The following is a 23,631-nucleotide window of genomic DNA, read 5'->3' as shown; positions in this document are numbered from 1 at the left end:
TTACCTCTGGAACGTCAATGCTCTCGCTGGAACTCGTTATCGTCATCGTCCTGATCGTCATCAACGGCCTGCTCTCCATGTCCGAGTTGGCCGTGGTTTCGTCGCGTCCGGCGCGGTTGTCGCTGCTCGCGGCCAAGGGCGTGCGCGGCGCCGAGCGGGCGCTGACGCTGGCGGCCGATCCCGGCAAGTTCCTGTCGACGGTGCAGATCGGCATCACGCTGGTCGGCGTGCTCTCCGGCGCGTTCTCGGGCGCGACACTCGGGCAGCGGCTGACGCAATGGCTGCTCGAGCTCGGCCTCTCCTCAGGCATTGCCGACATCATCGGGGTCGGCATCGTGGTCACGCTGATCACCTACGCCACCTTGATCGTCGGCGAGCTGGTGCCGAAGCAGGTGGCGCTACGCGATCCCGAAAGCATCGCAGTCCGGGTCGCGCCCGCGATGCACGCGCTTGCGAAGATTTCGCTGCCACTCGTCTTTCTGCTCGACGTCTCCGGCAAGCTGATCCTCACGCTGCTCGGCCGCGGCGGCAGGGCCGAGGAGAAGGTCTCGGAGGACGAGATCCATCACCTCGTCAGCGAAGCCGAGAGCGCGGGCGTGCTCGAGCCCGGCGAGAAGGAGATGATCGCCGGCGTGATGCGGCTCGGCGACCGGCCGGTCGGCGCGGTCATGACGCCGCGCACGGAGGTCGACGAGATCGACCTGAACGACGAGCCGGCCGCCATCCAGGAGATCATCGCCGAGAGCCCGCATTCGCGCTTTCCCGTCTCCGACGGCGACCGCGACAAGCCGATCGGCGTGCTCCAGGCCAAGGATTTGCTGGTTGCCTATATGAACGAGCGCAACCCCGACCTGCGCGCGCTCGTGCGCGAAGCGCCCGGCATCCCGGTGTCCGCGGATGCGCGCGACGTGCTGACCATCCTGAAAGCGGCTCCGGTTCACGTCGGTCTCGTCTATGACGAATACGGCGCTTTCGAAGGCATGGTGACGGCCGCCGACATCCTCGAGTCGATCGTCGGCGCGTTCCATTCCGAGGAAGGCCCGCCCGAGCCGGCCTTCATCCGGCGCGAGGACGACTCGCTCCTGATCTCCGGCTGGATGCCGGTCGACGAATTCGGCGAGCTGCTCGGCGTCGAATTGCCGCCGCACCGCTACAACACGGTCGCGGGCCTGGTGCTGCAACAGTTCAACGCGCTGCCCAACGCTGGCGACGCCTTCGATTTCCGCGGCTGGCACATCGAGGTGGTCGATCTCGACGGGCGAAGGATCGACAAGATTTTGGCGAGCCGGTTGGGTGAGCAGGCTGCGGCGTGAGTAACTTCTCCCGTCGTCCCGGATCGGCGCTTACGCTTGTCCGGGACGACGGCGGAGTTTTGGGCACGAGCTTGCGACCGCGCACTCCCTCTCAGCCGAACCTCACCCCGATTCGCTTTTCCTTGCGCCAGACCACGGTGCAGGACCGATGCGTGCCGTCGGCCTGGACGAACAGGGTGAAATGCTCGGGGATGCCGACGGGGCTGGTGACGTCGAGTGCGGCGCCGGTAGCCGAGAGATTGCGAACGGTGCAGTCGATCGCGCCGCCGCCGAACTCGATGGTTCCGGCCTTCAGCACCCGATGTCGGGCCTTGTTGCGTCGCTCGTCCATGGCGAGGGACTATACCAAAAGTTGCACCAGAGATTAAGCCCATCCTCCGCTCGCAGCAATTTTACGGCATCGCGCAGTGTTGCCTGCCGCGGCCGGCATCTCACAGCGCCGGCTGGAACGTCTCGGAGCGCGCCATCTTCCAGGCGTCGCGGAAGCGCGGATCTTCCGTACCTTCGAGCAGCTCGCCTGGGCGCAGCGCCGGATAGAGCTGCGCGAAGGACTTCACCTGGGTCGTCGACGTTCGTTGGCTGAAATGGATCGGCCGCAGCTGCTGCGGATGTTCGAGGCCGGCCGCGGCGATCAGCTCGGTCAGCGAGTGCAGCGTCGCATGGTGATAATTGTGCACGCGGTCGATCTTGAGCGGCACGTAAAGCGCGCGCGCCCGCGTCGGGTCCTGCGTCGCCACCCCGGTCGGGCAGCGGTCGGTGTGGCAGCTCAGCGACTGGATGCAGCCGAGCGAGAACATGAAGCCGCGCGCCGAATTGCACCAGTCGGCGCCGATCGCCATGGCCCGCGCCATGTCGAAAGCGGTGGCGATCTTGCCGGAGGCGCCGATCTTGATGCGGTCGCGCGCGTTGATGCCGACCAGCGCGTTGTGGACGAAATTGACGCCCTCGCGCATCGGCATGCCCAGGTGATCCATGAACTCCAGCGGCGCCGCGCCGGTGCCGCCCTCATTGCCGTCGACGACGATGAAATCGGGATAGATCCCGGTCTCCAGCATCGCCTTGCAGATCGCCAGGAATTCCCAGGGATGGCCGATGCACAGCTTGAAGCCGGCCGGCTTGCCGCCGGACAGGCGGCGCATCTCCGCGATGAACTGCATCATGCCAACCGGCGTGGAGAAGGCGCGGTGCGAGGCCGGCGAGATGCAGTCCTCGCCCATCGCCACGCCGCGGATTTTCGAAATCTCCTCCGAGACCTTGGCCGCCGGCAGCACGCCGCCATGGCCCGGCTTGGCGCCCTGGCTGATCTTGAGCTCGACCATCTTGATCTGGTCGTCGCCGGCGACGCGTGCGAACGCCTCAGGGTCGAAGGAGCCGTCGAGGTGACGGCAGCCGAAATAGCCGGAGCCGATCTCCCAGATGATGTCGCCGCCCATCTCGCGGTGATAGGGGCTGACACCGCCCTCGCCGGTGTCGTGCGCGAAGCCGCCCTTCTTGGCGCCGGCATTCAGCGCCCGCACCGCATTCGGGCTGAGCGCGCCAAAGCTCATCGCCGAGATGTTGAACACCGAGGCCGAATAGGGTTTTGCGCAATCCGGCCCGCCGATCACGACCCGGAATTTTTCCTTAGCATGCGCCTTCGGCGACACCGAGTGATGCATCCACTCGTAGCCCTCGCGATAGACGTCCTCCTGCGTGCCGAACGGCCGCTTGTCGAGCTCCATCTTGGCGCGCTGATAGACCACCGCGCGGGTGTCGCGCGAGAACGGCATGCCGTCCTTCTCGCTCTCGAAGAAATACTGCCGCATCTCGGGCCGGATCTCTTCGAGCAGGAAGCGGATATGCGCGGAGATCGGGTAGTTGCGCAGCACCGCGTGGCTCTTCTGCAGGAGATCGCGGACGCCGAGCAGCGTCAAGGCGCCGAAGATCAGGGTCGGGATCAGCAGGATATCGAAGATCTTGCGGTCGGCGATGCCGATGCCGAACAGGAGCGCGGTGACCACCGCGCAGATCGTCAGCACGATGAAGCGCGGCGAGAACGGCAGCAGCAGGGTTTCCATGATCCCCTCTTCCGCCAGCGGCAGGCGTTTGGGAGCTTCCTGCGTCTTGTTGTCGTTGGCCACGATTCCCATCCTCTCGCCAGCACGAGGCGGTACGATACGCCTTTGCCTGTCATACGGATATGACGCGGCCCTTGTTTCAGGCTAGCGAATTCGGTCGCCGCAGATCAATCAGCCGAGAGGATAGGCTTTTGCAGTGCAGCAGAGACGGCCGAATTGAGCAGCCTGCAGCGGCCGCAAACGAGCTGTGTCCCGGGCAAGCGCAGACCCGGGACCCAGACTACAACAGCATACGATGTGGTGAGATGGGCCCCGGCTCTGCAGCGCATCGCCGAAAAGGCGCTGCACTACGTCCGGGGCACGAGCGCGTGGCTCGAGCTTACCGCTCGACGAACGCCTTCTCGATCACGAAATGACCGGGCTTGTTGCCGCTTCCCTCGACGAAGTCGCGGCCTTCGAACATCTGCTTCAGCTCTTCGAGCATCGCCGGGCTGCCGCACATCATGATGCGGTCGGTTGCGATGTCGAGCGGACCTTGACCGATGTCGTTGAAGATCTGCCCGGAGTTGATGAGGTCGGTGATGCGGCCGCGATTCCTGAACGGCTCGCGGGTCACGGTCGGATAATAGACGAGCTTGTCCGCGAGCAGCTCGCCGAACAGCTCATCCTCGCGCAGGGTCGCGACGAGCTTCTCGCCATAGGCGAGCTCGGAGACCTGGCGGCAGCCATGCACCAGCACGATCGACTCGAACTGGTCGTAGACCTCGGGGTCCTTGATCAGGCTCGCGAAGGGCGCAAGGCCGGTGCCGGTCGAGAGCAGCATCAGCCGCTTGCCGGGGATCAGGTTGTCGGTGATCAGCGTGCCGGTCGCCTTGCGGCCGACCAGGATGGTGTCGCCTTCCTTGATCTTCTGCAGGCGCGAGGTGAGCGGGCCGTCCTGAACCTTGATCGAGAAGAACTCGAGCTGTTCCTCGTGGTTGGCGCTCGCCATGCTGTAGGCACGCAGCAGCGGGCGGCCGTCGATCTCGAGGCCGATCATGGCGAACTGGCCGTTCTGGAACCGGAAGCCGGTATCGCGCGTGGCGCGGAAGCTGAACAGCGTGTCGGTCCAGTGGTGGACGGAAAGAACCTTCTCTCGGTAAAACGCGCTCATGATTTTCGATATTCCGAATATTTGCGGTTTTAGGGCAAAAGCGTTGCCGGCCCTGAAATCGGGGCGGTCACCATTTGCCATGGCGGAGGATTTCGCGTGTGTGATCTACGCTATTGAGACCAATAATCAACCTCGTTTCGGATGCAATTGATGCCGATCAAACCGGCATTTGCGGCAGAACTGGCCGCATCATTAACGAATCTGCTGCCGGGTGCGCGAAGAGGGCAATTTCTTTCCGTCCTGACGCCTGATTGGAGCACTTAATTTCCGTCGTCCTCGCGAGAATTTCATTAAGAATAGCTCTGATTTTCATCCCGATTGGCCCCGATTCCCGCATTTTTGCGGCTTTTGGCGACAGGAGCGACGAAGGACCATGGCAAGCGGCGAGCGAATCTTCGTTCGGGCGATCAGGCGCTATTGCGCGGACCACGGTATTGCGATCGATGTCCGCTCCGATGGCTGGCTGATCGCGATGCGCCGGGGCCCGAGGCGCCACTTCGCCTTCGGCTACGACATCGGCCTCAACAGTGCCATCGCCCACCGCCTCGCCAACGACAAATCGGCCACCGCCGAGGCGCTGGCGCTCGCGGCCGTGTCCTGCATTCCCCATCAGCTCTTCCTCAACCCGCGGCTGGGCAAGCATGTTGTCGGCGCCGCCTGGCGAGAGGCAATGCTCGAGCTGCTTCACGATCATCCGCAAGGCGTGGTGGTGAAGCCGAACGAGGGGACATCGGGGCGCTCGGTGTTCAAGGTGACGACGGAGGCGGAACTCGATCACGCGGTCGGCGAGGTTTTTTCGATGAGCGCAGGGCTCGTGATCTCGCCCTATGTCGCGGTCGAGGAGGAGGTCCGCGTGGTGCTGCTCGAGGATGTGCCTCTCGTCGTCTACAGCAAGCAGCGCGGCTCGGATTGGCGACACAATCTCGACGCCGGCGCAAAGCCGGTGCTCATCGAGGACGGCGAGGCACGCGCGAGTTGCGTGAAGCTCGCGATCGATGCTGCGCGCGCCATCGGCATCGATTTCGCGTCAATCGACGTGGTCCGTGTCGACGGCGAGTGGTACGTGCTCGAGATCAATTCCGGCGTGATGATGGAGGCACTGGGCAAACTGCATCCGGAGCTGGTGCAGGCGGTGTATGACGCGGCGCTGGATCGGGTGTTTGCCGGAAGCTAAATCCAAGACCTCCGATTATTCGCGCTGGAGAGTCGTCACAGCGTTGAACGCCTTTCCAGCTGCAGCGAGATCGGTGCGTTGAGGCGTTGGCCGGATGTTCCCGTTGTGAAATGGACCGCCGCGCTCTAGCCTTCACGCAAGCGCATAACGCATGCGGCGCTTGTTTGCGGCCGCTGCATCAGTAATCAAGAACGATCAAAGAGGGAAACGCCATGAGCGGACATATCAATCGCCAGATCCTGCTGGTGGAAAAGCCCAGCGGCAAGCTCGGTCCCGAGCACTTCAAAATGATCGAGGGCGCGATGCCCGAGCCGAAGGACGGCGAGGCCTTGCTGCGTGTGCGCTACATCTCGCTCGACGCGGCCAACCGCGCCTGGATGCACGGAGCGACCTATCGTTCCGCCGTCGAAGCCAACAGCGTCATGGCCGGTGGCGCCATCGCCGAGGTCGTCAGCTCGAAGGCAGCGGGGCTTGCGCCCGGCGATATCGTATTCGGCGACACCGGCTGGCAGGAATTTGCCGCCGTGCCGGCGAAGCATCTGACCAAAATGCCGAAGCTCGAGCCGATGACGCATCTGCTCAGCGTGTTCGGCATTGCCGGTCTCACCGCCTATTTCGGCCTGCTGGAGATCGGCAAGCCCAGGGAGGGCGAGACCGTCGTGGTCTCCGCGGCTGCGGGCTCGGTCGGCTCGATCGTCGGACAGATCGCCAAGATCAAGGGTTGCCGCGTGGTCGGCATCGCCGGCGGCGCGGACAAGTGCAACTGGCTGACCTCCGAGCTCGGCTTCGATGCCGCCGTCGACTACAAGGACGGTGCATTGTTCAAGGCGCTGCGTGCAGCCGCTCCGAAAGGCATCGACGTCTATTTCGACAATGTCGGCGGCGACATTCTGGAAGCGTGCCTGCCGCAGATGAACAATTACGGCCGCATCGCCTGCTGCGGCGCGATCTCACAATATGACGGCGCGCCCGCCGCGCACGGCCCGCGCGGCGTGCCCGGCCTGATCGTGGTGAAGCGGCTCGTCATGCAGGGCTTCATCGTGATGGATTACGTGAAGGAGAGCCAGCGCGCGCTCGCCGACCTGCAGGCCTGGGTCAAATCCGGCAAGCTGAGGGTGCAGGAGGACATCATCGATGGCCTCGAGAATACGCCGAAAGCACTGATCGGATTGCTCGCGGGCGAGAACCGCGGCAAGCGCATGATCAAGCTCTGACGGCGCGGTTACGGCGCCGGCATAATTGGCTTGCGGGTGACGTCAAAGCGGCGAATGATGCGGCCTGCGAGGCGTCACTCGCGAAGATTGCGATTGCATCACATTTTAAGAATCGTCGGCGTGACCGACGAGGCAGGAAATCATCAGATGTTCAACACGTTGAAACAGGCATCGACGCGCAAGGCGTTGCTCGCCGCAGCATTCTTCGCAACTGCAACAGGGGCGGTTGCGCAAGCACCGACCGAGGCCCAGAAGAGCGCCATCCGCTCCGCATGCCGCTCGGATTTCATGGCGCACTGCTCGAGCGTGACACCCGGCGGCGTGGAAGCATATCAATGTCTGGCGAAGAACATGTCCAGCCTGTCAGCGGGATGCCAGACCGCCGTTCGTGCCGTCGAACCCGCGAAGACCGAAGCTGCGCCCGCCGCGCCGAAGACCGAGGCCGCGCCCAAGACGGAAACGGCGCCAGCCGCACCCAAGGCTGATGCCGCCCCTGCAGCGAAGCCCGCTGCCGCACCGGCGCCGAAGGCCGCTGCCGCCAAGCAGCCCAGCAGCGCGCAGGTTGCGGCGGTCAAGAGCGCGTGTCGCGCCGATTATCCGAAGGTGTGCGCCAGCGTCCCGCCGGGCGGCGCTGCTGCGCTCGAATGCCTGGAGAGGAACAAGGCAAGGGTCTCACCGTCCTGCCAAAGCGCGCTGGGCGCTGCATCCGGCACAGCGGCTACGACGGCGCCTGCAGGTGCGGCTCCCGCGACCACGCCCGCCGCGGCACCGAGCACGATCGTGCTGCGCCCCTTGCTGCCGCGCGAGGAGCTGTTCATCGCCAGATCGGCTTGCGGCGCCGATATCCGCACGCTCTGCGCCGGCGTGGCGCCCGGCGGCGGCCGGATCATACAATGCATTTCCAACCGGGCGGCATCGCTCTCGCCGGCCTGCCGGGACGTGCTCGCGCCCTTCGCCGCGAGATAAGACGAAGCGGACTAGGTACGTCCGCAGCGCAGACATGAATTGCGGCGTGCGCGACCGGATGTTCGCACGCTGATGCGTGATTTCGCAGATCCTTTCTTTGAGACCGTTTCGATCACGACAAGCCCGGGAGGACAACATGCGTTCATTGCTGCTCGTTGCTTCTGCTCTCTTCGCCTTCGCCGCGACCATGACGTTCGAGACCACCGATGCGAATGCGGTGGTGTGCGCCCGCGGCGTCTATCGCGCCGGCTGCGCCGGTCCGAACGCGGCCGTCGTGGTCCGCAAGCCCGTGCCCGCGGTTCGTTGCACCAGGGTGCTGGTGAACGGGGTCTATGTGAAGCGCTGCGTCTGACGCGCCCGGGTGGCCAATCCGGCCCGGTTTCGCTATGGTTCGCACCTGACGGTTTCGGACCCGCAAAACGGGTCGGGAAAGCGAGCTTTGGCGTGCCGGCCATGCCGATAATTCCGCTGGCGCCGGGCGCTGGAGCACATTAGTCTACCCCTAGATAGTAAGTATACTGTCAATTAGGGAGGCAGACGTTGCGGATCGCCGTGATCGGCGGGGGGCCCGGTGGGCTCTACTTCGCCTATCTCTGGAAGAAGCGTCACCCCGAGGATCAGGTCGACCTGTTCGAACAGAACCCGGCCGACGCGACCTGGGGCTTTGGCGTCGTGTTCTCTGATCAGGCTCTCGAGTTCCTGCGCGCCGACGACCCCGAGACCGTCGATGCGATCGCTCCGCATATGGAGAGCTGGGAGAACATCACGCTGAACCTACACGGCGACAGCGTCGCCATCGACGGCGTCGGCTTCTCCTCGATCGGACGGCTCGATCTGCTCAGGTTCCTGCAGCAGCGTGCGCTCGATGTCGGCGTCACGCCGCGCTTCGACACCCAGATTCAGGCGATCGACCAGCTCAATGGCCACGATCTGATCGTCGCTGCCGACGGGCTGAACTCGCTGGTGCGCCGGGCCTATGAGGGCGACTTCGGTACCTCACTGTCCTACTCCTCCAACAAATTCGTCTGGTACGGCACCTCGAAACGCTTCGACACCCTGTCGCAGACTTTCGTGAGGACCGACCGCGGCGCCTTCAACGCCCATCATTACCGCTATTCGCCGACCATGAGCACCTTCCTGGTCGAATGCGATCACGCCACCTGGCAGGCTTATGGCTTCGCCTACAAGGACGTCGAGCAGTCGAAGGGTGTCTGCGAGGAGGTGTTCGCCGACACGCTCGCCGGTCATTGCCTCGTCTCCAACAAATCGGTCTGGCGCAATTTCCCCTGGGTCTGGAACGAGCACTGGTCGTTCAAGAACATGGTGCTGCTCGGCGACGCGCTGCATTCCGCCCATTTCTCGATCGGGTCGGGCACGCGGCTCGCGATCGAGGACGCGATCGCGCTGGTCAAGGCACTGGAATCGGATGCGCATCTTGCGACGGCGCTGCATCGCTATCAGGCCGCGCGCAAGCCCATCGTGCAGAAGCTCGTCGATGCCGCGCGCACGAGTGCGTCCTGGTACGAGCACTTCGCCGAGCACATGAAGCTTCCCCTGATGGACTTCGCCTACAGCTATATCACCCGCTCCGGCCGCATCGACGATTCCCGGCTGCGCGCGATGTCGCCGGCCTTCATGACCCGCTACGAGACGGCCAAGAACGGCGGAGATGCGGCATGAGCAACGAGATCAGAGACCAGGTGCCCGCCGACGGCCCGGGCGCGCGCGAGATCGGCTTTGCCGTTCCTGAAATTTACAATGCCAGCCGCGTGCTGTTCGACAATCTGGGCAAAGGCCGCGGCGACAAGCTCGCGCTCATCGGTCCGGCAGGCACGCGGACATATGCCGATCTCTGCCGCGAAGCCTGCCGCTGGGGCAACGGTTTCGCCTCGCTTAGCCTCAAGCGCGGCGACCGCGTGCTGTTGTTCCTCGACGACACCCCTTCCTATCCCGCTGCGTTCTTCGGCGCGGTACGTGCCGGCTTCGTGCCGCTCCTGATCAACACGCTGACGCCGCCGGATCTCCTGCAATTCTATCTCGCCGATTCCGGCGCGACTGTCGCGGTCGTCGAGTCCGAATTCTGCGCGCGGTTCAATGCGGAGGCCTGCAAGGACACCGACCTGCGGATGCTGATCGTCGTCAATGGCGAGGCGGGCGATCACGCGGCGCCGCGGGCGGTCGCTGCGGCAGGCTGGCTCGCGCAGTTCCCGACTGAGCTGGCGGAAGCGCCGACGCATCGCGACGAAATGGCATTCTGGATGTACTCCTCCGGCTCGACCGGACGGCCCAAAGGCATCGTGCATCTGCAGCACGACATGGCCTATAGCGAAGCCGCCTTTGCGCAGAGCGTGTTGAGGCTGACGCCCGATGACATCTGCTTCTCGGTGCCAAAAATCTTCTTCGCCTACGGCTTCGGCAACTCCGTCACCTTCCCGTTCTCGGCGGGCGCCGCGACGCTGCTGTTGCCGGGCCAACCGAAGCCCGCGTCGATCTTCGCGGCGATCGAGCAATACAAGCCGACGGTCTTCTTCGGCCTGCCGACGCTTTATACGTCGCTGACAAAGGCCGAAGGCGCGGACAAGACGAATTTCTCGTCGCTGCGCATGGCGCTCTCCGCCGCCGAGGTGCTCTCGGCCGAGGTCTTCAACGGCTGGAAGACGCTCACCGGCCTCGAGATCGTCGAAGGCCTCGGCTCGACCGAGGTGCTGCATATCTATCTCTCCAACCGGCCCGAGCAGAAGAAGCTGGGCGCCGCGGGCTTACGCGTACCCGGCTACGAGGTCGCGCTGCGCGACAAGGATGGAAACGAGGTCGGCGACAACGAGGAAGGCATCTTGTGGGTCCGCGGCGATTCCAACACGCCGCTGTACTGGAACCGGCCGGACAAATCCGCCGAGACCATCCGCGAGGGCGGCTGGATCTACACCGGCGACCGTTTCGTGCGTGACGCCGACGGCTTTCACTTCTTCCGTGGCCGCGCCGACGATCTCATCAAGATCTCCGGCCAGTGGGTCTATCCGCTCGAGGTCGAGCTGTGTCTCGCCGACCACCCCGACATCCGCGAATGCGCGGTGTTCGCGGCCGAGCTGCCGGATCGTCGCATGACGCTGAAGGCGGTGGTGGTGATGAACAATCGCGCGGTGGACCAGGGCGAAGCGACGCGCAGGCTGCAGGATTATGTGAAGGGCAAGCTGCTGCCGTACAAATATCCGCGCGAGGTGATTTTCATCGACGAGCTGCCGAAGACGGGCACGGGGAAGATCGATCGGCAGGCGTTGCTGCGGATGTGAGCCAGGGTGTCGCCACACATTCAGTGTCGTCCCGGACAAGCGCGCCTCAAGCGCGCCGATCCGGGACCCATAGCCACAGGACAACGTTGGGGGCGAACGTGCAACGGCGAATCCCCGTAACCACGGCTTCCTGTGGTTATGGGTCCCGGATCGGCGCTTCGCTTGTCCGGGACGACAGTGGAGAATGAGGCTGCAGCACAGCCTCACCCCCCTCACCCACCCTTCCCCAGATGCTCCAGCGCGTCCTCCGCCCGCAGCGGCACCCGCGAGGCCTCATTGTTGAGATCGACGAGCTGCGCCAGCAGCCCCATCAGCGCCTTGCGGTCTGGGGGCTTGAGCGGCTCCAGCATGCGCGCCTGGGCGCGCTCGACAGCGGGGATAATCTCGCGCAGGATCGCGGCGCCCGACTTCGTCAGATAGAGCAGCTTGATCCGCTTGTCCTCGGACGCCGGCTTGCGCTCGATATAGTCCTTGGCCTGCAGCCGCTCGATCACGCTGCCGAGCGTCGAGCGGTCGAACGCGATCACTGCCGAGAGCCGCGTCGCGTCGATGCCCGGGTGGGTATGGATCGCGACCAGCGCGGCATATTGCACCGGGGTGAGGTCGAACGCCTTGCACTCCTCCATGAAGATCGAGACCGCGATCTGCTGCATGCGCCGGAACAGATAGCCCGGCGCGGCATAGACCGCGTCCATGGTTATCGGAGCGGCGGCCTTACTCGGCATCGGGCTGCTTCTCCGGTGCGGCAGCGGCAAACGCCGGCAGCGCCTTCGCGGCGGCCTCGGCCTTGAGCAGGCGCGGATAGGCGGAGACATCGACGCCGAAGCGGCGCGCATTGGCGAGCTGCGGCACGAGGCAGAGGTCAGCGAGCGTCGGCGCATCGCCGAAGCAGAACGGGCCCGGCTCGTCCTTGATCAGCGTCTCGCAGGCCGACAGGCCCTCGCGGTTGACCCAGGCCGCCCAGTCCTGGACCTTTTCCTCGGCAAGGCCGAGCTCGCGCAGCCGCGCCAGCACCTTCAGGTTCTGCACCGGATGGGTGTCGCAGGCGATCGCCAGCGCGAACGCGCGCACCTTGGCGCGTCGCAGCGGATCCGTTGGCAATAGCGGCGGATTGGGATGCGTTTCCTCGAGCCATTCGATGATGGCGACCGATTGGGTCAGCACTGCGCCCGCATCGTTCTCCAGCGTCGGCACCAGGCCCTGCGGATTGATGGCAAGATAAGCGGGTGCGCATTGCTCGCCCTTGCGCAAATGATGTGGCAGGTGCTCGGCGCCAAGGCTCTTGAGATTCAGCGCGATCCGCACCCGATAGGCGGCGCTGGAGCGGAAATAGCCATGCAGCTTCATCGAGACCTCCCATTTTTCTGTCGTTCCGGGGCTCGCGAAGCGAGAACCCGGAACCTCGAGATTCTCAGGTGCGCAAGTGCGCACCATAGTTCGGCTCTTCGAGCCGCCCCGGAATGACGACCTTGTACGTTACTCGTCGCATTGACGCTACCTAGATCGTCAGTATACTGTCAATTTAGAAACGAACAGGAGGCGCGCCATGGAAGCCGTGACCAAGACGCCGGAACGCGAGGCGTTCTACAAGAAGATCGACGGCGAGAATCTCACCGCGCTCTGGACGGTGATGAGCGACCTGATCACGCCGGAGCCGAAGAGCGCCTGCCGCCCTCACCTCTGGAAGTTCGACGTCATCCGCGACTACATGACGGAGGCCGGCAAGCTCATCACCGCCAAGGAAGCCGAGCGGCGCGTGCTGGTGTTGGAGAACCCGGGGCTGCGCGGCCAGTCCAAGATCACGACCTCGCTCTATGCCGGCGTGCAGATGGTGGTGCCCGGCGACGTCGCGCCTGCGCACCGCCACAGCCAGTCAGCGCTACGCTTCGTGCTCGAAGGCAAGGGTGCCCACACCGCCGTCGACGGCGAGCGCACCGCGATGGAGCCCGGCGACTTCATCATCACGCCGTCGATGACCTGGCACGATCATTCCAATGAGACCGATCAGCCGATGTTCTGGCTCGACGGCCTCGATATCCCGCTGGTGCAGTTCTTCGACTGCTCCTTCGCGGAAGGCTCGAAAGAGGACCAGCAGAAAATCACAAAACCCGCGGGCGACAGCTTTGCGCGCTACGGCCATAACCTCTTGCCCGTCGATGTGAAGCGGAGCTCGAAGACGTCGCCGATCTTCAGCTATCCCTATGCCTACACCCGCGAAGCGCTGGAGAAGGCCCGCGCGAGCCAGGAGTGGGACGCATGTCACGGGCTCAAGCTGAAGTTCAGCAACCCCGAGACCGGCGATTTCGCGATGCCGACCATCGGCACCTTCATCCAGCTGCTGCCGAAGGGTTTCAAGACCGCGCGCTATCGCGCAACCGATGCGACGGTGTTCTGCCCGATCGAAGGCCGCGGCCGCAGCCGCATCGGCGATGCCGTCTTCGAATGGGGTCCGCGCGATTTGTTCGTGGTGCCGAGCTGGCACTGGGTCACCCACGAGGCAGATGAGGATGCCGTGCTGTTCAGCTTCTCGGATCGGCCGGTGCAGCAGAAGCTGGATCTGTTCAGGGAAGATCGCGGCAATGCGTGAGGCGTGCTCCATCCTCCCTCATGGCCGGGCTTGACCCGGCCATCCACGCGCCGCTACGACCGAGGAAAGACGTGGATGCCCGGGTCAAGCCCGGGCATGACGACCTAAGTTGTGGCGCGATCCGCATCCACATCGTCATTGTGAGCGCAGCGAAGCAATCCAGAATCCTTCCGCGGTGACAGTCTGGATTGCTTCGCTGCGCTCGCAATGACGTGAGTATGCCTCACCGCCAATGCAACAGCCGCGTCTCCAGCCAGCCGATCACCTTCCCCACTGCCAGCCCGAAAACCGACAAGATCACCACGCCCGCGAGCAGCTGATCCGTCTGCATCAGATTGCCGGCCTGCAGCACGAAGGCGCCGATGCCGTATTGCGCGCCGATCATCTCGGCGCTGACGACGAGCAGCAGCGCGACGGACGCGGTGATGCGAAAACCGGCGAGGATCGCCGGCAGCGCGCCGGGCCAGATCACGTTCCGCACGATGGTGGCGAAGGGAACGTTGAAACTCTGCGCCATGCGGATCAGGTTACGCGGCACCGCATCGACGCCGCTATAGACCGAGATCGCGGTCGAGAAGAACACCCCTAACGCAATAGTCGCGATCTTCGGCTCTTCGCCGATGCCGAGCCAGAGGATCAACAGCGGCAGCAGCGCGATCTTCGGGATCGGGAACAGCGCCGAGATGAAGGTGATGCCGACGCTGCGCGCAAGCCGCGACAGGCCGATGGCGAAGCCGACGGCGACGCCGGCCGCCGTGCCCAGCAGCCAGCCGACACCGATGCGCAAGAGCGAGGCGGACAGGTGCTGCCAGAGCGCGCCCGAGATCGCGAGCTGGTAGATCGCGCGCGCGATCGCCGACGGTGCCGGCAGGAACAGTGGATTGGCAAGACCAGCGCTGCCCGCGGCCTGCCAGATCGCGATGACGAGCGCGAGCGCGATCCAGCCGCCGAAGCGGCTGCTCGCGGGCACGAAGCCGGCGCCGCGGAAGCGGACGCGACGCGTTGTCTCTTCTTTCGCCGGTGCATCCGCACGATCAAGCATGCTGGACCTCGCGCTCGGCGTCGATCGCCTCATTGCGGATCAGCGACCAGATCTGGTTCTGGAGCGCCAGCAGCTTCTCGCGCGCCGCGGTCTCGCCGCGTTCGGCGCGCGTCATCGGCACCGTCACGACCTCGCGGATGCGGCCGGGCCGCCGCGACAGCACCACGATGCGGTCGGCGAGCCGCGCGGCCTCTTCGAGATTGTGGGTGACATAGACCGCGCCCATGTCGCCATCGGCGAGCAGGCGGACGAAATCCTCCATCAAGAGCTCGCGGGTCTGCGAATCCAGCGCCGACAGCGGCTCGTCCATCAGCAGGATCGCGGGCTTCACCGCCAGCGCGCGCGAGATGCCGACGCGCTGGCGCATGCCGCCGGACAGCTGCTTTGGATAGGTCGTGCGAAAATCGGTGAGGCCGGTGCGGCGCAGCGCATCCTCGACCAGCGCGCGGCGCTGCGCGGCCGAGAGCTGGGCGTGCAGCAGCGGGAATTCGACATTCTCCTCCACCGTGGCCCAGGGCAGCAGCGCAAAATCCTGGAACACGAAGGTCAGCGGATTGAGACTGTCTGCCGGCGGCGCGCCGCGCAGCTCGGGCGTACCCGAGGTCGGCTGCAACAGCCCGCCAAGGATCGACAGCAGCGTGCTCTTGCCGCAGCCGGAGGGCCCCACGATCGCCACCACCTCGCCGGCACCGACGGTGAAGGAGACGTCGTCGAGCACGGCGAGATCGCCGAAGCGATGGGTGATGTGGTTGGCGATCAGGTCCATGCGCTGCGCTCACCTTTCAACCCGTCATCCTGAGGCGCTCGACTTGCGGCTTGCCGCCAGTCGAGCCTCGAAGGATGCACGGCCCGGATGCCGCTCGGCCGTTCATCCTTCGAGGCTCGCAGCGCAGTGCGGATGCACTGCGCTACTCGCGCCTCAGGATGACGGGGTGAGAGTAGAGCGCGCAACATCAATCCGCCTTCACATAGTCCTTGGCGATGATCGTATCAGCGTCAAAGCCCTTGTCGACAAAACCCTGCTCCTGCAGCCATTTGATCTGGTTGTCGACGTTCTTCACGTCGAGCTTACCGTCGGGATCGATATAGGCGCAGTTGCCGACCACCTGCTCGACCGGCAGATTGGTGTACTTGGCGATGATCTCCAGCAACGGTCTTGTCTGCTCGTTGATCGGCGCAACCCCGTCTTTCATCGCGGCGAGGATGACGTCGTGATATTCGCGGTCGGCCTTGGCCAAGGCGCCGAGCACTCTTGTCATCAGCGCCTTGTTGGTCAGCGTCTTCGGCGAGGCGAATACCGCTCCTAGCTGCCAAGGCGTCTCGTCGCCGACCCAGCCTAAGAATTTGGTGCCGCCCTCGTCCATCAGCTTTCGTGCGGTCGAGATCGGCAACAGCGCGGCATCGACGGTCTCGCCCTTGAGCGCGGCGGCTGCATTCGATAGCGATTGCAACGGCACGATCTTCACGTCCGCGAGCTTGAAGCCGTATTTGTCGGCAAGCAGGCCGAGCGAATAGTGAAAGCTCGAACCGACCTGCGTCATCGCCACGCGCTTGCCGGCGAGATCTTTCGGCGTCTTCAGGCCGGCGGCATAGGCGTTGTTGCTGGCGAAATAGCCGATCAGGGGATAGCCGGCCTTCTCTCCGGCTCATGCCGCCGATCACCTTCAGCACGCCCTTGCCGGCGAGATTGTAGAGGCCCGCGGTGAAGGCGGTGACGCCAAAATCGACATCGCCCGAGGTGGTGGCGACCGCGATCGGCTGCGCCGCGTCGAAGAACTTTAGTTCGACGTCGAGGCCGGCCTCGCGAAAATAGCCCTTGTCTTGCGCGATGAAGACCGGCGCGGAGGAGGACAGGCGGAGCACGCCGATCTTGGCTTTCAGCGCGTCCTCGGCCCTAGCACTGCCCATCGCCATGATCGTCATCAGGCCCGCAAGCGCGAGCCGCATTATCCCGATCATCCCGTTTCCTCCGCCGTCGTTCTATTGCAGCCCGTCACAGTCCTTCCGGCACCGGCTGATCCCGCCCGATGAAGGCGCCCTGTTGTTTCAACGTTTCCTGCAACTTTTCAATGGGGATTTCGCGGGGAATCCGGTTTCCGGAGAGCGCCAGCGCGGCGGCGGAACCGGCGGCCTCGCCCATCACGAAACAGGCACCGGAGACCCGCGCGGCCGACTGGCCCTCATGGGTCATCGAGGCACAGCGGCCGGCGACCAGGAGATTGTCGACGCCTTCGGGCACCAGCATCCGGTAGGGCAGCTCGTTGTAGCCGCGCGATTGCGGGATCGGCGGGAAGGTGAAGACGACGTCGCCGGGCACATGGGCCTCGATCGGCCAGCCATTGACCCCGATGGAGTCTTCGAACGAGGCGCAGCCGAGCACGTCCTCGCCGCTGAGCTGATAGCCGCCCTTGATGCGGCGGGTCTCGCGGATGCCGAGCTGCGGCGGCAGGTCGACGATGTAGGACTTTTCGAAGCCCGGCACGGTGCTGCGCAGGAACTCGTACGCGGCAAGCGCCTGCTTGCGGCCCTCGATCTCGCCGCGGGTGAGGTCGTCGGGCTCAATGCCGTTGATGGCGTGACCGTCCTCGCGCGCGACCTGGGTGAAATTCACCCGCCATTCGATGCCGGACTTTTGCGGCCGCACAATCGCGCTCTTGCGCGGGAATGTGTGGGTGCCGGCCGCGGAGGCCTTCTCCATCAATTGCGGAATGGTGCGCCAGGCCTCGCCGGCCTTGGCGGGATCGATGCCGTTGAGACGGAGCATCATCGAGGGATACAGCGGATGGCCATGCTCGTCGCCGATCTCGAACGGCGCGCCGGCCCACACGGCGAGATCGCCGTCGCCGGAGCAGTCGATGAAGATCTCCGCGCGCACCGCCTGTCGGCCGGCCTTGGTCTCGACCAGCAGCGCGTCGATGCGACTGTTGTCACCCATCACCACGGCGGCGCCGAGCGCATGGAAGAGGATATTCACTTTGTGACTTGCGAGCAGCTCGTCGGCCGCGATCTTGTAGGCCGCCGTGTCGTAAGCTTGCGCGAAGACCTTGCCGAGGATCAGATGCGGCGTGTTCAGGCCGTTCAAGCGATCGATCCGCGCCAGCAGCTCCGACGCCATGCCCTGCACCAGCCGCCGATGCTCGCCATGGACATTGCCATGCAGGCCGCAGAAGTTGGTGACGCCGGCCGCGGTGCCCATGCCGCCGAGGAAGCCGTAGCGCTCGATCAGCAGCGTCTTCCGGCCCGCGCGCGCGGCTGAGGCCGCCGCCACGATGCCGGCCGGGCCGCCGCCGAGCACGACGACTTCATATTCGCCGTAGAGCGGCACTTTGCGCGCTGGTTCGTCGATCGTCGTGGCCCGCATGGCGCGTTCCTTCCCGGAATCTGGTTCGAACTGGATCACGAATTAGCCGGCGGTCCTCGTCCTCGCAAGATTGCGGTTGCTCGCCACCGGTGAACCTGAGCAAGTGCGGGCATGGATTCGATCGTCGTCAGATACTGCTTCGCCGCCCCTATTGCCCTCGCGCTCTCGGCCCTTCCCGCCGCAGCCCTCGAGCAAAACTGCCGCTTTATCCAGGCCAAGGCCGATCGCGAGGCCTGCTACAAGCGGCAGGAGGAAGAGCTCGCGGCGAAGCGCAAGCCGGGGCTCCAGCAACCGCCGAGAGCAACACGCTCGAAACGTTGCGCCAGCTGCGGCAGGAGGACGATGTGGTCTATCGCAGCATCAACAACATCTGCCGCGGCTGCTAGCGTTCAGCTTTTTCCCATTTCGCCGCCCGCTTCTCTGCGAACGATGCGAGCCCCTCCGCCGCCTCCGCGCTCTGGCGCTTGAGCGAGTGCAGCTGCACGAGCCGCTTGTAGGCGGCATCGTCCACCGCCATGCCGCCGAACGAGCTCTCCAGCGCCAGCTTCTTGGTCTCGGCCATCGCCTCGGGTCCGTTTGCCAGCAATTGCTCGACCACCTTGCTACCTGCAGCTTCGAGGTCGGCGAGCGGCACAACCTCATGGACGAGGCCGATGCGGCGGGCGTCTTCGGCGCCGAAACGCTCGCCGGTGAGCGCGTAGCGGCGGACCTGGCGGACGCCGATGGCGTCGCAGAGCTGCGGGATGATGATGGCGGCGGTCAGCCCCCAGCGCACCTCGGTGATGGAGAACAGGGCGTTGTCGGCGGCGATCACGACGTCGCAGGCCGCGATCACGCCGGTGCCGCCGCCGAAGCAGCCGCCCTGCACCAAAGCGACCGTCGGGATCGGCAGCGTGTTGAGCCGCTGCACGGCCTCGAAGGTCGCCTGCGAGGCCGCCTCGTTGGCGTCGGCCGATTGCGGCCGCACGCCGTTGATCCATTTGAGGTCGGCGCCCGCCTGAAAATGCTTGCCGTTGCCCCTGAGCACGACGACGCGCAAGTTCGGCTTCTTAGCCAGATCGTCCATGGCCGCGAGCACGCCCGCGATCAGCGCGCCGTCATAGGCGTTGTTGACCTCGGGCCGGTTCAGGGTGAGGGTCGCGACGCCGCGCGAATCCAGGGTCCAAAGGACGGGGTTGGCGGTCATCGGCGATCCTCCAGTCGGTTGTTTGGTCCGCACTATGGCCGAGGCCGCGCGTCCCGATCCATATCTTTCCGGCGTGGGGCGGCCGCGTCCATCGCATGGCGGCTTGTGTCATGCTGCCGCCGGACCGCACCAAGAGATAGCTACGGGATACCATCATGCGCATCTGCATTTTCGGCGCGGGCGCCGTCGGCAGCCACATTGCGGTACGGCTGGCGCGCGCCGGCCATGAGGTCAGTTGCGTGATGCGGGGGGCGCATCTCGAGGCCGCGCGCGCCGGCGGCCTCAAGCTGCGCGTCGCCGATTCCGAGGTCAGTGCCAAAGTGAACGCCTCGGGCGATCCAGCCCAGCTCGGCCCGCAGGACGTCGTGATCTCGACCCTGAAGGCCACCGCGCTGCCGGGCCTGGTCTCCAGCATCAAGCCGCTGCTGCAGGACGACACGGCGATCGTGTTCGCGCAGAACGGCATTCCCTGGTGGTACGGTATCGGCCTGCCGCCGCGGCACCCGACGCCGCCGGACATTTCCTTCCTCGATCCCGGCGGGCGCCTGCGGGCCTGCATCCCGAAGGAGCGGATCATCGGCGGTGTCGTCTTCTCCTCCAACGAGGTGATCGCGCCCGGCGTGGTGCAGAACCTGACGCCGGACCGCAACCGCCTGTTGGTCGGGGAATGCGACGACCGCAATTGCGACCGCATCACCAGGCTGCGCAATGTCTTCAACGATGCCCGGCTGGAGTCACCGCCGGTCGCCGAGATCCGCGAGGCGATCTGGTCAAAGCTGCTGACCAACATGTCGCTCTCGGTGCTGTGCCTGCTCACCGGCCAGACCGCGCGCGGCGTGCGCGACGACCCCGCCTTTGCCGAGGTGATTCCGCGCATGCTGAACGAGGCCAACGAGATCGCCCAGCACTTCATCCCCGAGGTGAAGCGCGTCACCCGCAGCGGCCCCGCCCCCAACCACAAACCGTCGCTGCTGCAGGATTACGAGCTCGGCCGCGCCATGGAGATCGACGTTCTGGTGAAGGCGCCCCAAGCTTTCGCGCGCACGGCCGGCCTGTCGACGCCGACGCTCGACCTGATCGCGGCGCTGGCAATTCAGAAGGCGCGCGACAAGGGGCTCTATTCGGCGTGACGTTCAGGCGAGCCGGTCGATCCAAGCCGCCAGTATGTCGAGCACCTCTGTGAGCGCTTCGTCATTGCTGCGGCCCGACTTTTTCAGCACCGCGAAGGAGTGGTCGCCGCCTTCGACTTCATGCAGCGTCGCCTTCGCGCCGAGCGTTTCGATCACGGGCCTGAGATGGCCGAGATCGGCAAGCCCGTCGCGCGTGCCTTGCAGGAACAGCATGGGGATGGCGATGCCGGAGAGATGCTCGGCCCGCTCGGCCGACGGCTTCTTGTCGGCATGGAGGGGAAAGCCGAGGAAGGCGAGCCCTTCGACACCGGGGAGCGGTGCCTTCGACTGCGCCTGTGAAGTCATGCGCCCGCCGAACGATTTCCCGCCGGCGACCAGCCTCAGTCCCGGGCATAGCCGCGCCGCCTCCTCGACCGCCGCGCGGATGGCGGCGTGCGCGACCGCCGGCTGGTCGGGACGCCCCAGCTTCTTCTCCATGTAAGGGAAATTGAAGCGGAACGTCGCGATCCCGCGGTTCGCGAGGCCCTCGGCGACTTTCTCCATGAAGGAGTGCCGCATATCGGCACCGGCGCCGTGCGCCAGCACGTAGCATGCACGCGCATGGTCCGGCTGTGTCAGGATGGCCGAAACGGTGCCGATGCGTTCGATGTCGAGCTTGAGCTCGCGCTTCTCGACCAAGACTGAATGTTCCCAATGAACCTCGCCAAAGGTACCCGCGCGACCGCGATCTGGGAACATCAAACTTCGCGTACTTGACCCCGAACGGCCGCGTTCCGGCGCGCGGGAGCCGTCAGCTGACCCGCCGCTCCCGACCTTCCCAGAACGGCCTGCGCAGCTCGCGCTTCAGCACCTTGCCGGCACCGGACAGCGGCAGCGGGGTCTCGGTGATCTCGATGCTGCGGGGGCATTTGTAGCCGGCAATCAACGTCTTCGTGAACTCGATCAGCTCGCCGGTCGAAACCTCGACGCCGCTGCGTCTGACTACGACGGCATGGACCTGCTCTCCCCATTGCTCATTGGGAATTCCGATGACGGCGCATTGCAGCACCGACGGATGCTGCGCCAGCGCGTTCTCGACCTCGACCGAGTACACATTCTCGCCGCCGGAGATGATCATGTCCTTGACGCGGTCGACGACATAGATGAACCCGTCTTCGTCCATGTAGCCGCCATCGCCCGTGTGCATCCAGCCGTCGATGACGGCGCGCGCGCTCTCCTCCGGCCGCTCCCAATAGCCCATCATCACGGTGTCGCCGCGCACCACGATCTCGCCGACGACCCCTGCCGGCACCGGCCGATCGTTCTCGTCGACGATCCGCACCTCGCAGCCGAGCGTGGCACGGCCGGCACCGCGATGACGCCCCTTTCTGCGCCCCTCCCCGACATGCTCGTTGGGATGCAGCAGCGTCGCGATCGGCGACAATTCGGTCATGCCATAAGCCTGCGTGAAACGCACATGCGGCAGTGCGCGCGCGGCACGGTCGAGCACCGCCTCGCTGATCGGCGAGGCCCCGTAGATGATATGCTTGAGCGACGACAGGTCGTAGTTCCCGATCGCGGGGTGGTCGACGAACATCTGGATCATCGTGGGCACCAGCAGCACGTCGGTCACGCGCTCGTTCTGCATCGCAGCCATCACGCCTTCGGGAGTGAAGCCCTGAATGATCACGTTTGAGCCGCCGGAGAGCAGCAGCGAGTACATCGCCGCCCCATTGGCGAGGTGAAACATCGGCGCCGCGTGCAGATAGGTCGTGCTCGCCGGAAACAGTCCTTCGCCGAGTGCGTTGAGCGCGTTGGCCATCAGATTCCGGTGACTGAGCATCACGCCCTTGGAACGGCCGGTGGTGCCGCCGGTGTAGAAGATGCCGGCGAGATCGTCGCCCTTGCGCATGGCATCGGCGACCGGCGCGCTGCCCGCGACGAGATCCTCGTAGCTCTCCATCCCCGCCGGCACCTCGCCGTCGTCGGCATAGATCAGCTTCAGCGCCGGAATGGCGCCGGCGAGCTGCGCGCCAACCTGCGCAAAGGCCTTGTCCACCAGCAGAACGGAAGCGCGGCAGTCGCGCAGCGCATCCTCGTTTTCAAGGGCGCTCCAGCGGATGTTGAGCGGCACGATCACGGCGCCCGCCCAGCCGGTCGCCAGATAGAGCTCGAGATAGCGGTCGGAGTTGAAGGACAGCACGGCGATGCGATCGCCGTCCCTGACGCCGCGCGTGCGCAGGCCGCCGGCCAGCCTTGCAATGCGTTCGCCGAGCTCGCCCCAGCTGCGACGCCGCTGGCCACAGACGGTCGCCAGCCCATTCGGATTGATCTGCAGCGCGCGCCGCAGTCCGTGCGTGATGTTCATCGCGTTCCTCCTCCCGTGCGCTTCTTCCCTGTTGTTTTGCGTTCTGAGTTGCGCCTTTGCGGCGCCCTCGGCGTCTTCTTTGTCGTCTGCTGCCAGCCTTCGTTCGCCAGACCGTCGGTCAGCCGGATCGTGAACTCGTCGGCGATTGCGGTCGGCGACAGCTCGCCGTCGCGGCGATACCAGTGACCGATCCAGTTGAGCGCGCCGGCGATCGCGAACGCTGCAAGCTTGGGATCGCAACGCCTGATCGAACCATCGTCGATGCCCCCGGCGATATACTGCCGAAACGTGGCATCGATCCGCCTCTTGGCGGCGCGCGCGACACCGGCGTTCCGCTCGGTCAGGTCGCGCAGGTCGAAACGCACCAGGCTCGCGCCGAAATCGGTCGCCATCAGCTCGGCATAGGCGTGCACCAGTTTGCGCAGCTTGGCGAGGCCCGAACCAACGCCGGCGTTGATCTCCGCGATCACGCTGTCGACGAGCTCGGCGCCCATCGACCAGCATTCGAACAGGATCTCGTCCTTGCTCCGGAAGTAATTGTACAGCGCGGGCTTGGTGATGTTCAGCCGGTCGGCGACCTCGTTCAGCGTCACGCGATGATAGCCCTGCTCCAGGAACAGCTGCACGGCGGCGCGCAGCACCGCCTCACGTTTCTCGTCGCGGGCGCGGCGCCGGCTCTCGAACGGCAACCAGGGCGAAGGCGACGACGGCGGAACGGGCGGCGCTGAATCCATGGTCGATCGGTTGACTCTCGTGGACATCGGGCGATATGTTACCCATGGGTAAGAAAAAGTCCAATGGGTAATTTATT

The 23,631-nt window shown here is 65.1% G+C and carries 21 protein-coding genes and 1 pseudogene; 9 read left to right on the top strand and 13 right to left on the bottom strand.

The features are described from left to right. Positions 1-17: 17 nt before the first annotated feature. Complete coding sequence (locus ACVIIV_RS10175) at positions 18-1,313, top strand: hemolysin family protein (RefSeq protein WP_456744065.1); 1,296 nt, start codon at positions 18-20, stop codon at positions 1,311-1,313. A 91-nt stretch (positions 1,314-1,404) separates the two neighbouring features. Here ACVIIV_RS10175 and ACVIIV_RS10170 read toward each other — a convergent pair whose 3' ends face one another. From ACVIIV_RS10170 to ACVIIV_RS10160, 3 genes are all read right to left on the bottom strand, one after another. Next, the gene (locus ACVIIV_RS10170; RefSeq protein WP_456744064.1) at positions 1,405-1,644 is read right to left on the bottom strand and encodes a PilZ domain-containing protein; all 240 of its coding nucleotides are present in this window, start codon (positions 1,642-1,644) and stop codon (positions 1,405-1,407) included. A gap of 100 nt (positions 1,645-1,744) precedes the next feature. After that, the gene (locus tag ACVIIV_RS10165) at positions 1,745-3,442 is read right to left on the bottom strand and encodes an FMN-binding glutamate synthase family protein (RefSeq protein ID WP_456744063.1); all 1,698 of its coding nucleotides are present in this window, start codon (positions 3,440-3,442) and stop codon (positions 1,745-1,747) included. A gap of 307 nt (positions 3,443-3,749) precedes the next feature. Then, positions 3,750-4,523 carry a ferredoxin--NADP reductase gene (locus tag ACVIIV_RS10160; protein ID WP_456744062.1) on the bottom strand — a complete coding sequence of 258 codons (774 nt, stop codon included), beginning with the start codon at positions 4,521-4,523 and terminating at the stop codon, positions 3,750-3,752. Positions 4,524-4,896: 373 nt separating this feature from the next. Here ACVIIV_RS10160 and ACVIIV_RS10155 point away from each other — a divergent pair, with 373 nt between their 5' ends. From ACVIIV_RS10155 to ACVIIV_RS10130, 6 genes are all read left to right on the top strand, one after another. Further along, entirely contained in the window at positions 4,897-5,697 is an 801-nt protein-coding gene (locus ACVIIV_RS10155) for an ATP-grasp domain-containing protein (protein WP_456744061.1), read from the top strand. A 212-nt stretch (positions 5,698-5,909) separates the two neighbouring features. Further along, positions 5,910-6,911 carry an NADP-dependent oxidoreductase gene (locus tag ACVIIV_RS10150; RefSeq protein WP_456744060.1) on the top strand — a complete coding sequence of 334 codons (1,002 nt, stop codon included), beginning with the start codon at positions 5,910-5,912 and terminating at the stop codon, positions 6,909-6,911. Between the two features lie 147 nt (positions 6,912-7,058). Next, the gene (locus ACVIIV_RS10145) at positions 7,059-7,877 is read left to right on the top strand and encodes a cysteine rich repeat-containing protein (RefSeq protein ID WP_456744059.1); all 819 of its coding nucleotides are present in this window, start codon (positions 7,059-7,061) and stop codon (positions 7,875-7,877) included. A gap of 136 nt (positions 7,878-8,013) precedes the next feature. Further along, on the top strand, positions 8,014-8,229 hold the full coding sequence (locus ACVIIV_RS10140) for a hypothetical protein (RefSeq protein WP_456744058.1): 216 nt from the start codon (positions 8,014-8,016) through the stop codon (positions 8,227-8,229). Positions 8,230-8,417: 188 nt separating this feature from the next. Then, the gene (locus ACVIIV_RS10135) at positions 8,418-9,557 is read left to right on the top strand and encodes an FAD-dependent monooxygenase (protein ID WP_456744057.1); all 1,140 of its coding nucleotides are present in this window, start codon (positions 8,418-8,420) and stop codon (positions 9,555-9,557) included. Then, positions 9,554-11,167, top strand: coding sequence for a benzoate-CoA ligase family protein (locus ACVIIV_RS10130; RefSeq protein WP_456744056.1), 1,614 nt, complete (start codon positions 9,554-9,556; stop codon positions 11,165-11,167). Before ACVIIV_RS10135 ends, ACVIIV_RS10130 begins: the two co-directional genes overlap by 4 nt. 212 nt (positions 11,168-11,379) lie before the next feature. Here the strand turns inward: ACVIIV_RS10130 and ACVIIV_RS10125 are convergent, their stop codons facing one another. Together ACVIIV_RS10125 and maiA are read right to left on the bottom strand one after the other, a co-directional pair. Beyond that, positions 11,380-11,892: a MarR family winged helix-turn-helix transcriptional regulator gene (locus tag ACVIIV_RS10125; protein ID WP_456744055.1), complete on the bottom strand. Its 513-nt coding sequence runs from the start codon at positions 11,890-11,892 to the stop codon at positions 11,380-11,382. Then, positions 11,882-12,514 carry a maleylacetoacetate isomerase gene (gene maiA / locus ACVIIV_RS10120; protein WP_456744054.1) on the bottom strand — a complete coding sequence of 211 codons (633 nt, stop codon included), beginning with the start codon at positions 12,512-12,514 and terminating at the stop codon, positions 11,882-11,884. The genes ACVIIV_RS10125 and maiA overlap by 11 nt, the downstream gene beginning before the upstream one ends. Positions 12,515-12,713: 199 nt before the next feature. Here maiA and gtdA point away from each other — a divergent pair, with 199 nt between their 5' ends. Next, complete coding sequence (gene gtdA / locus ACVIIV_RS10115) at positions 12,714-13,754, top strand: gentisate 1,2-dioxygenase (protein WP_456744053.1); 1,041 nt, start codon at positions 12,714-12,716, stop codon at positions 13,752-13,754. A 223-nt stretch (positions 13,755-13,977) separates the two neighbouring features. Here gtdA and ACVIIV_RS10110 read toward each other — a convergent pair whose 3' ends face one another. From ACVIIV_RS10110 to ACVIIV_RS10090, 5 genes and pseudogenes are all read right to left on the bottom strand, one after another. Further along, positions 13,978-14,796, bottom strand: coding sequence for an ABC transporter permease (locus tag ACVIIV_RS10110; protein ID WP_456744052.1), 819 nt, complete (start codon positions 14,794-14,796; stop codon positions 13,978-13,980). Beyond that, entirely contained in the window at positions 14,789-15,562 is a 774-nt protein-coding gene (locus tag ACVIIV_RS10105) for an ABC transporter ATP-binding protein (protein ID WP_456744051.1), read from the bottom strand. The genes ACVIIV_RS10110 and ACVIIV_RS10105 overlap by 8 nt, the downstream gene beginning before the upstream one ends. Positions 15,563-15,749: 187 nt before the next feature. Further along, positions 15,750-16,755: pseudogene (locus tag ACVIIV_RS10100) on the bottom strand (ABC transporter substrate-binding protein). Positions 16,756-16,789: 34 nt separating this feature from the next. Further along, positions 16,790-18,157 carry an FAD-dependent oxidoreductase gene (locus ACVIIV_RS10095; protein WP_456744050.1) on the bottom strand — a complete coding sequence of 456 codons (1,368 nt, stop codon included), beginning with the start codon at positions 18,155-18,157 and terminating at the stop codon, positions 16,790-16,792. A 382-nt stretch (positions 18,158-18,539) separates the two neighbouring features. Then, positions 18,540-19,343, bottom strand: a complete 804-nt coding sequence (locus ACVIIV_RS10090) for an enoyl-CoA hydratase-related protein (RefSeq protein ID WP_456744049.1) — start codon at positions 19,341-19,343, stop codon at positions 18,540-18,542. Positions 19,344-19,498: 155 nt separating this feature from the next. On the opposite strand from ACVIIV_RS10090, the gene ACVIIV_RS10085 reads away from it, so the two are divergent. Beyond that, entirely contained in the window at positions 19,499-20,473 is a 975-nt protein-coding gene (locus ACVIIV_RS10085; protein WP_456744048.1) for a ketopantoate reductase family protein, read from the top strand. 3 nt (positions 20,474-20,476) lie between these two features. Here the strand turns inward: ACVIIV_RS10085 and ACVIIV_RS10080 are convergent, their stop codons facing one another. The 3 genes from ACVIIV_RS10080 to ACVIIV_RS10070 form a co-directional block, all read right to left on the bottom strand. Next, complete coding sequence (locus ACVIIV_RS10080) at positions 20,477-21,151, bottom strand: alpha/beta hydrolase family protein (RefSeq protein ID WP_456744047.1); 675 nt, start codon at positions 21,149-21,151, stop codon at positions 20,477-20,479. A 112-nt stretch (positions 21,152-21,263) separates the two neighbouring features. Then, positions 21,264-22,820 (bottom strand): long-chain-fatty-acid--CoA ligase, encoded by a 1,557-nt coding sequence (locus ACVIIV_RS10075; protein WP_456744046.1) that lies wholly within the window; start codon positions 22,818-22,820, stop codon positions 21,264-21,266. Then, positions 22,817-23,554: a TetR/AcrR family transcriptional regulator gene (locus ACVIIV_RS10070; RefSeq protein ID WP_456744045.1), complete on the bottom strand. Its 738-nt coding sequence runs from the start codon at positions 23,552-23,554 to the stop codon at positions 22,817-22,819. The genes ACVIIV_RS10075 and ACVIIV_RS10070 overlap by 4 nt, the downstream gene beginning before the upstream one ends. Positions 23,555-23,631: the final 77 nt, after the last annotated feature.

Source organism: Bradyrhizobium sp. USDA 4354 (assembly GCF_054060315.1).
This window is presented reverse-complemented; position numbering and strand designations above follow the sequence as displayed.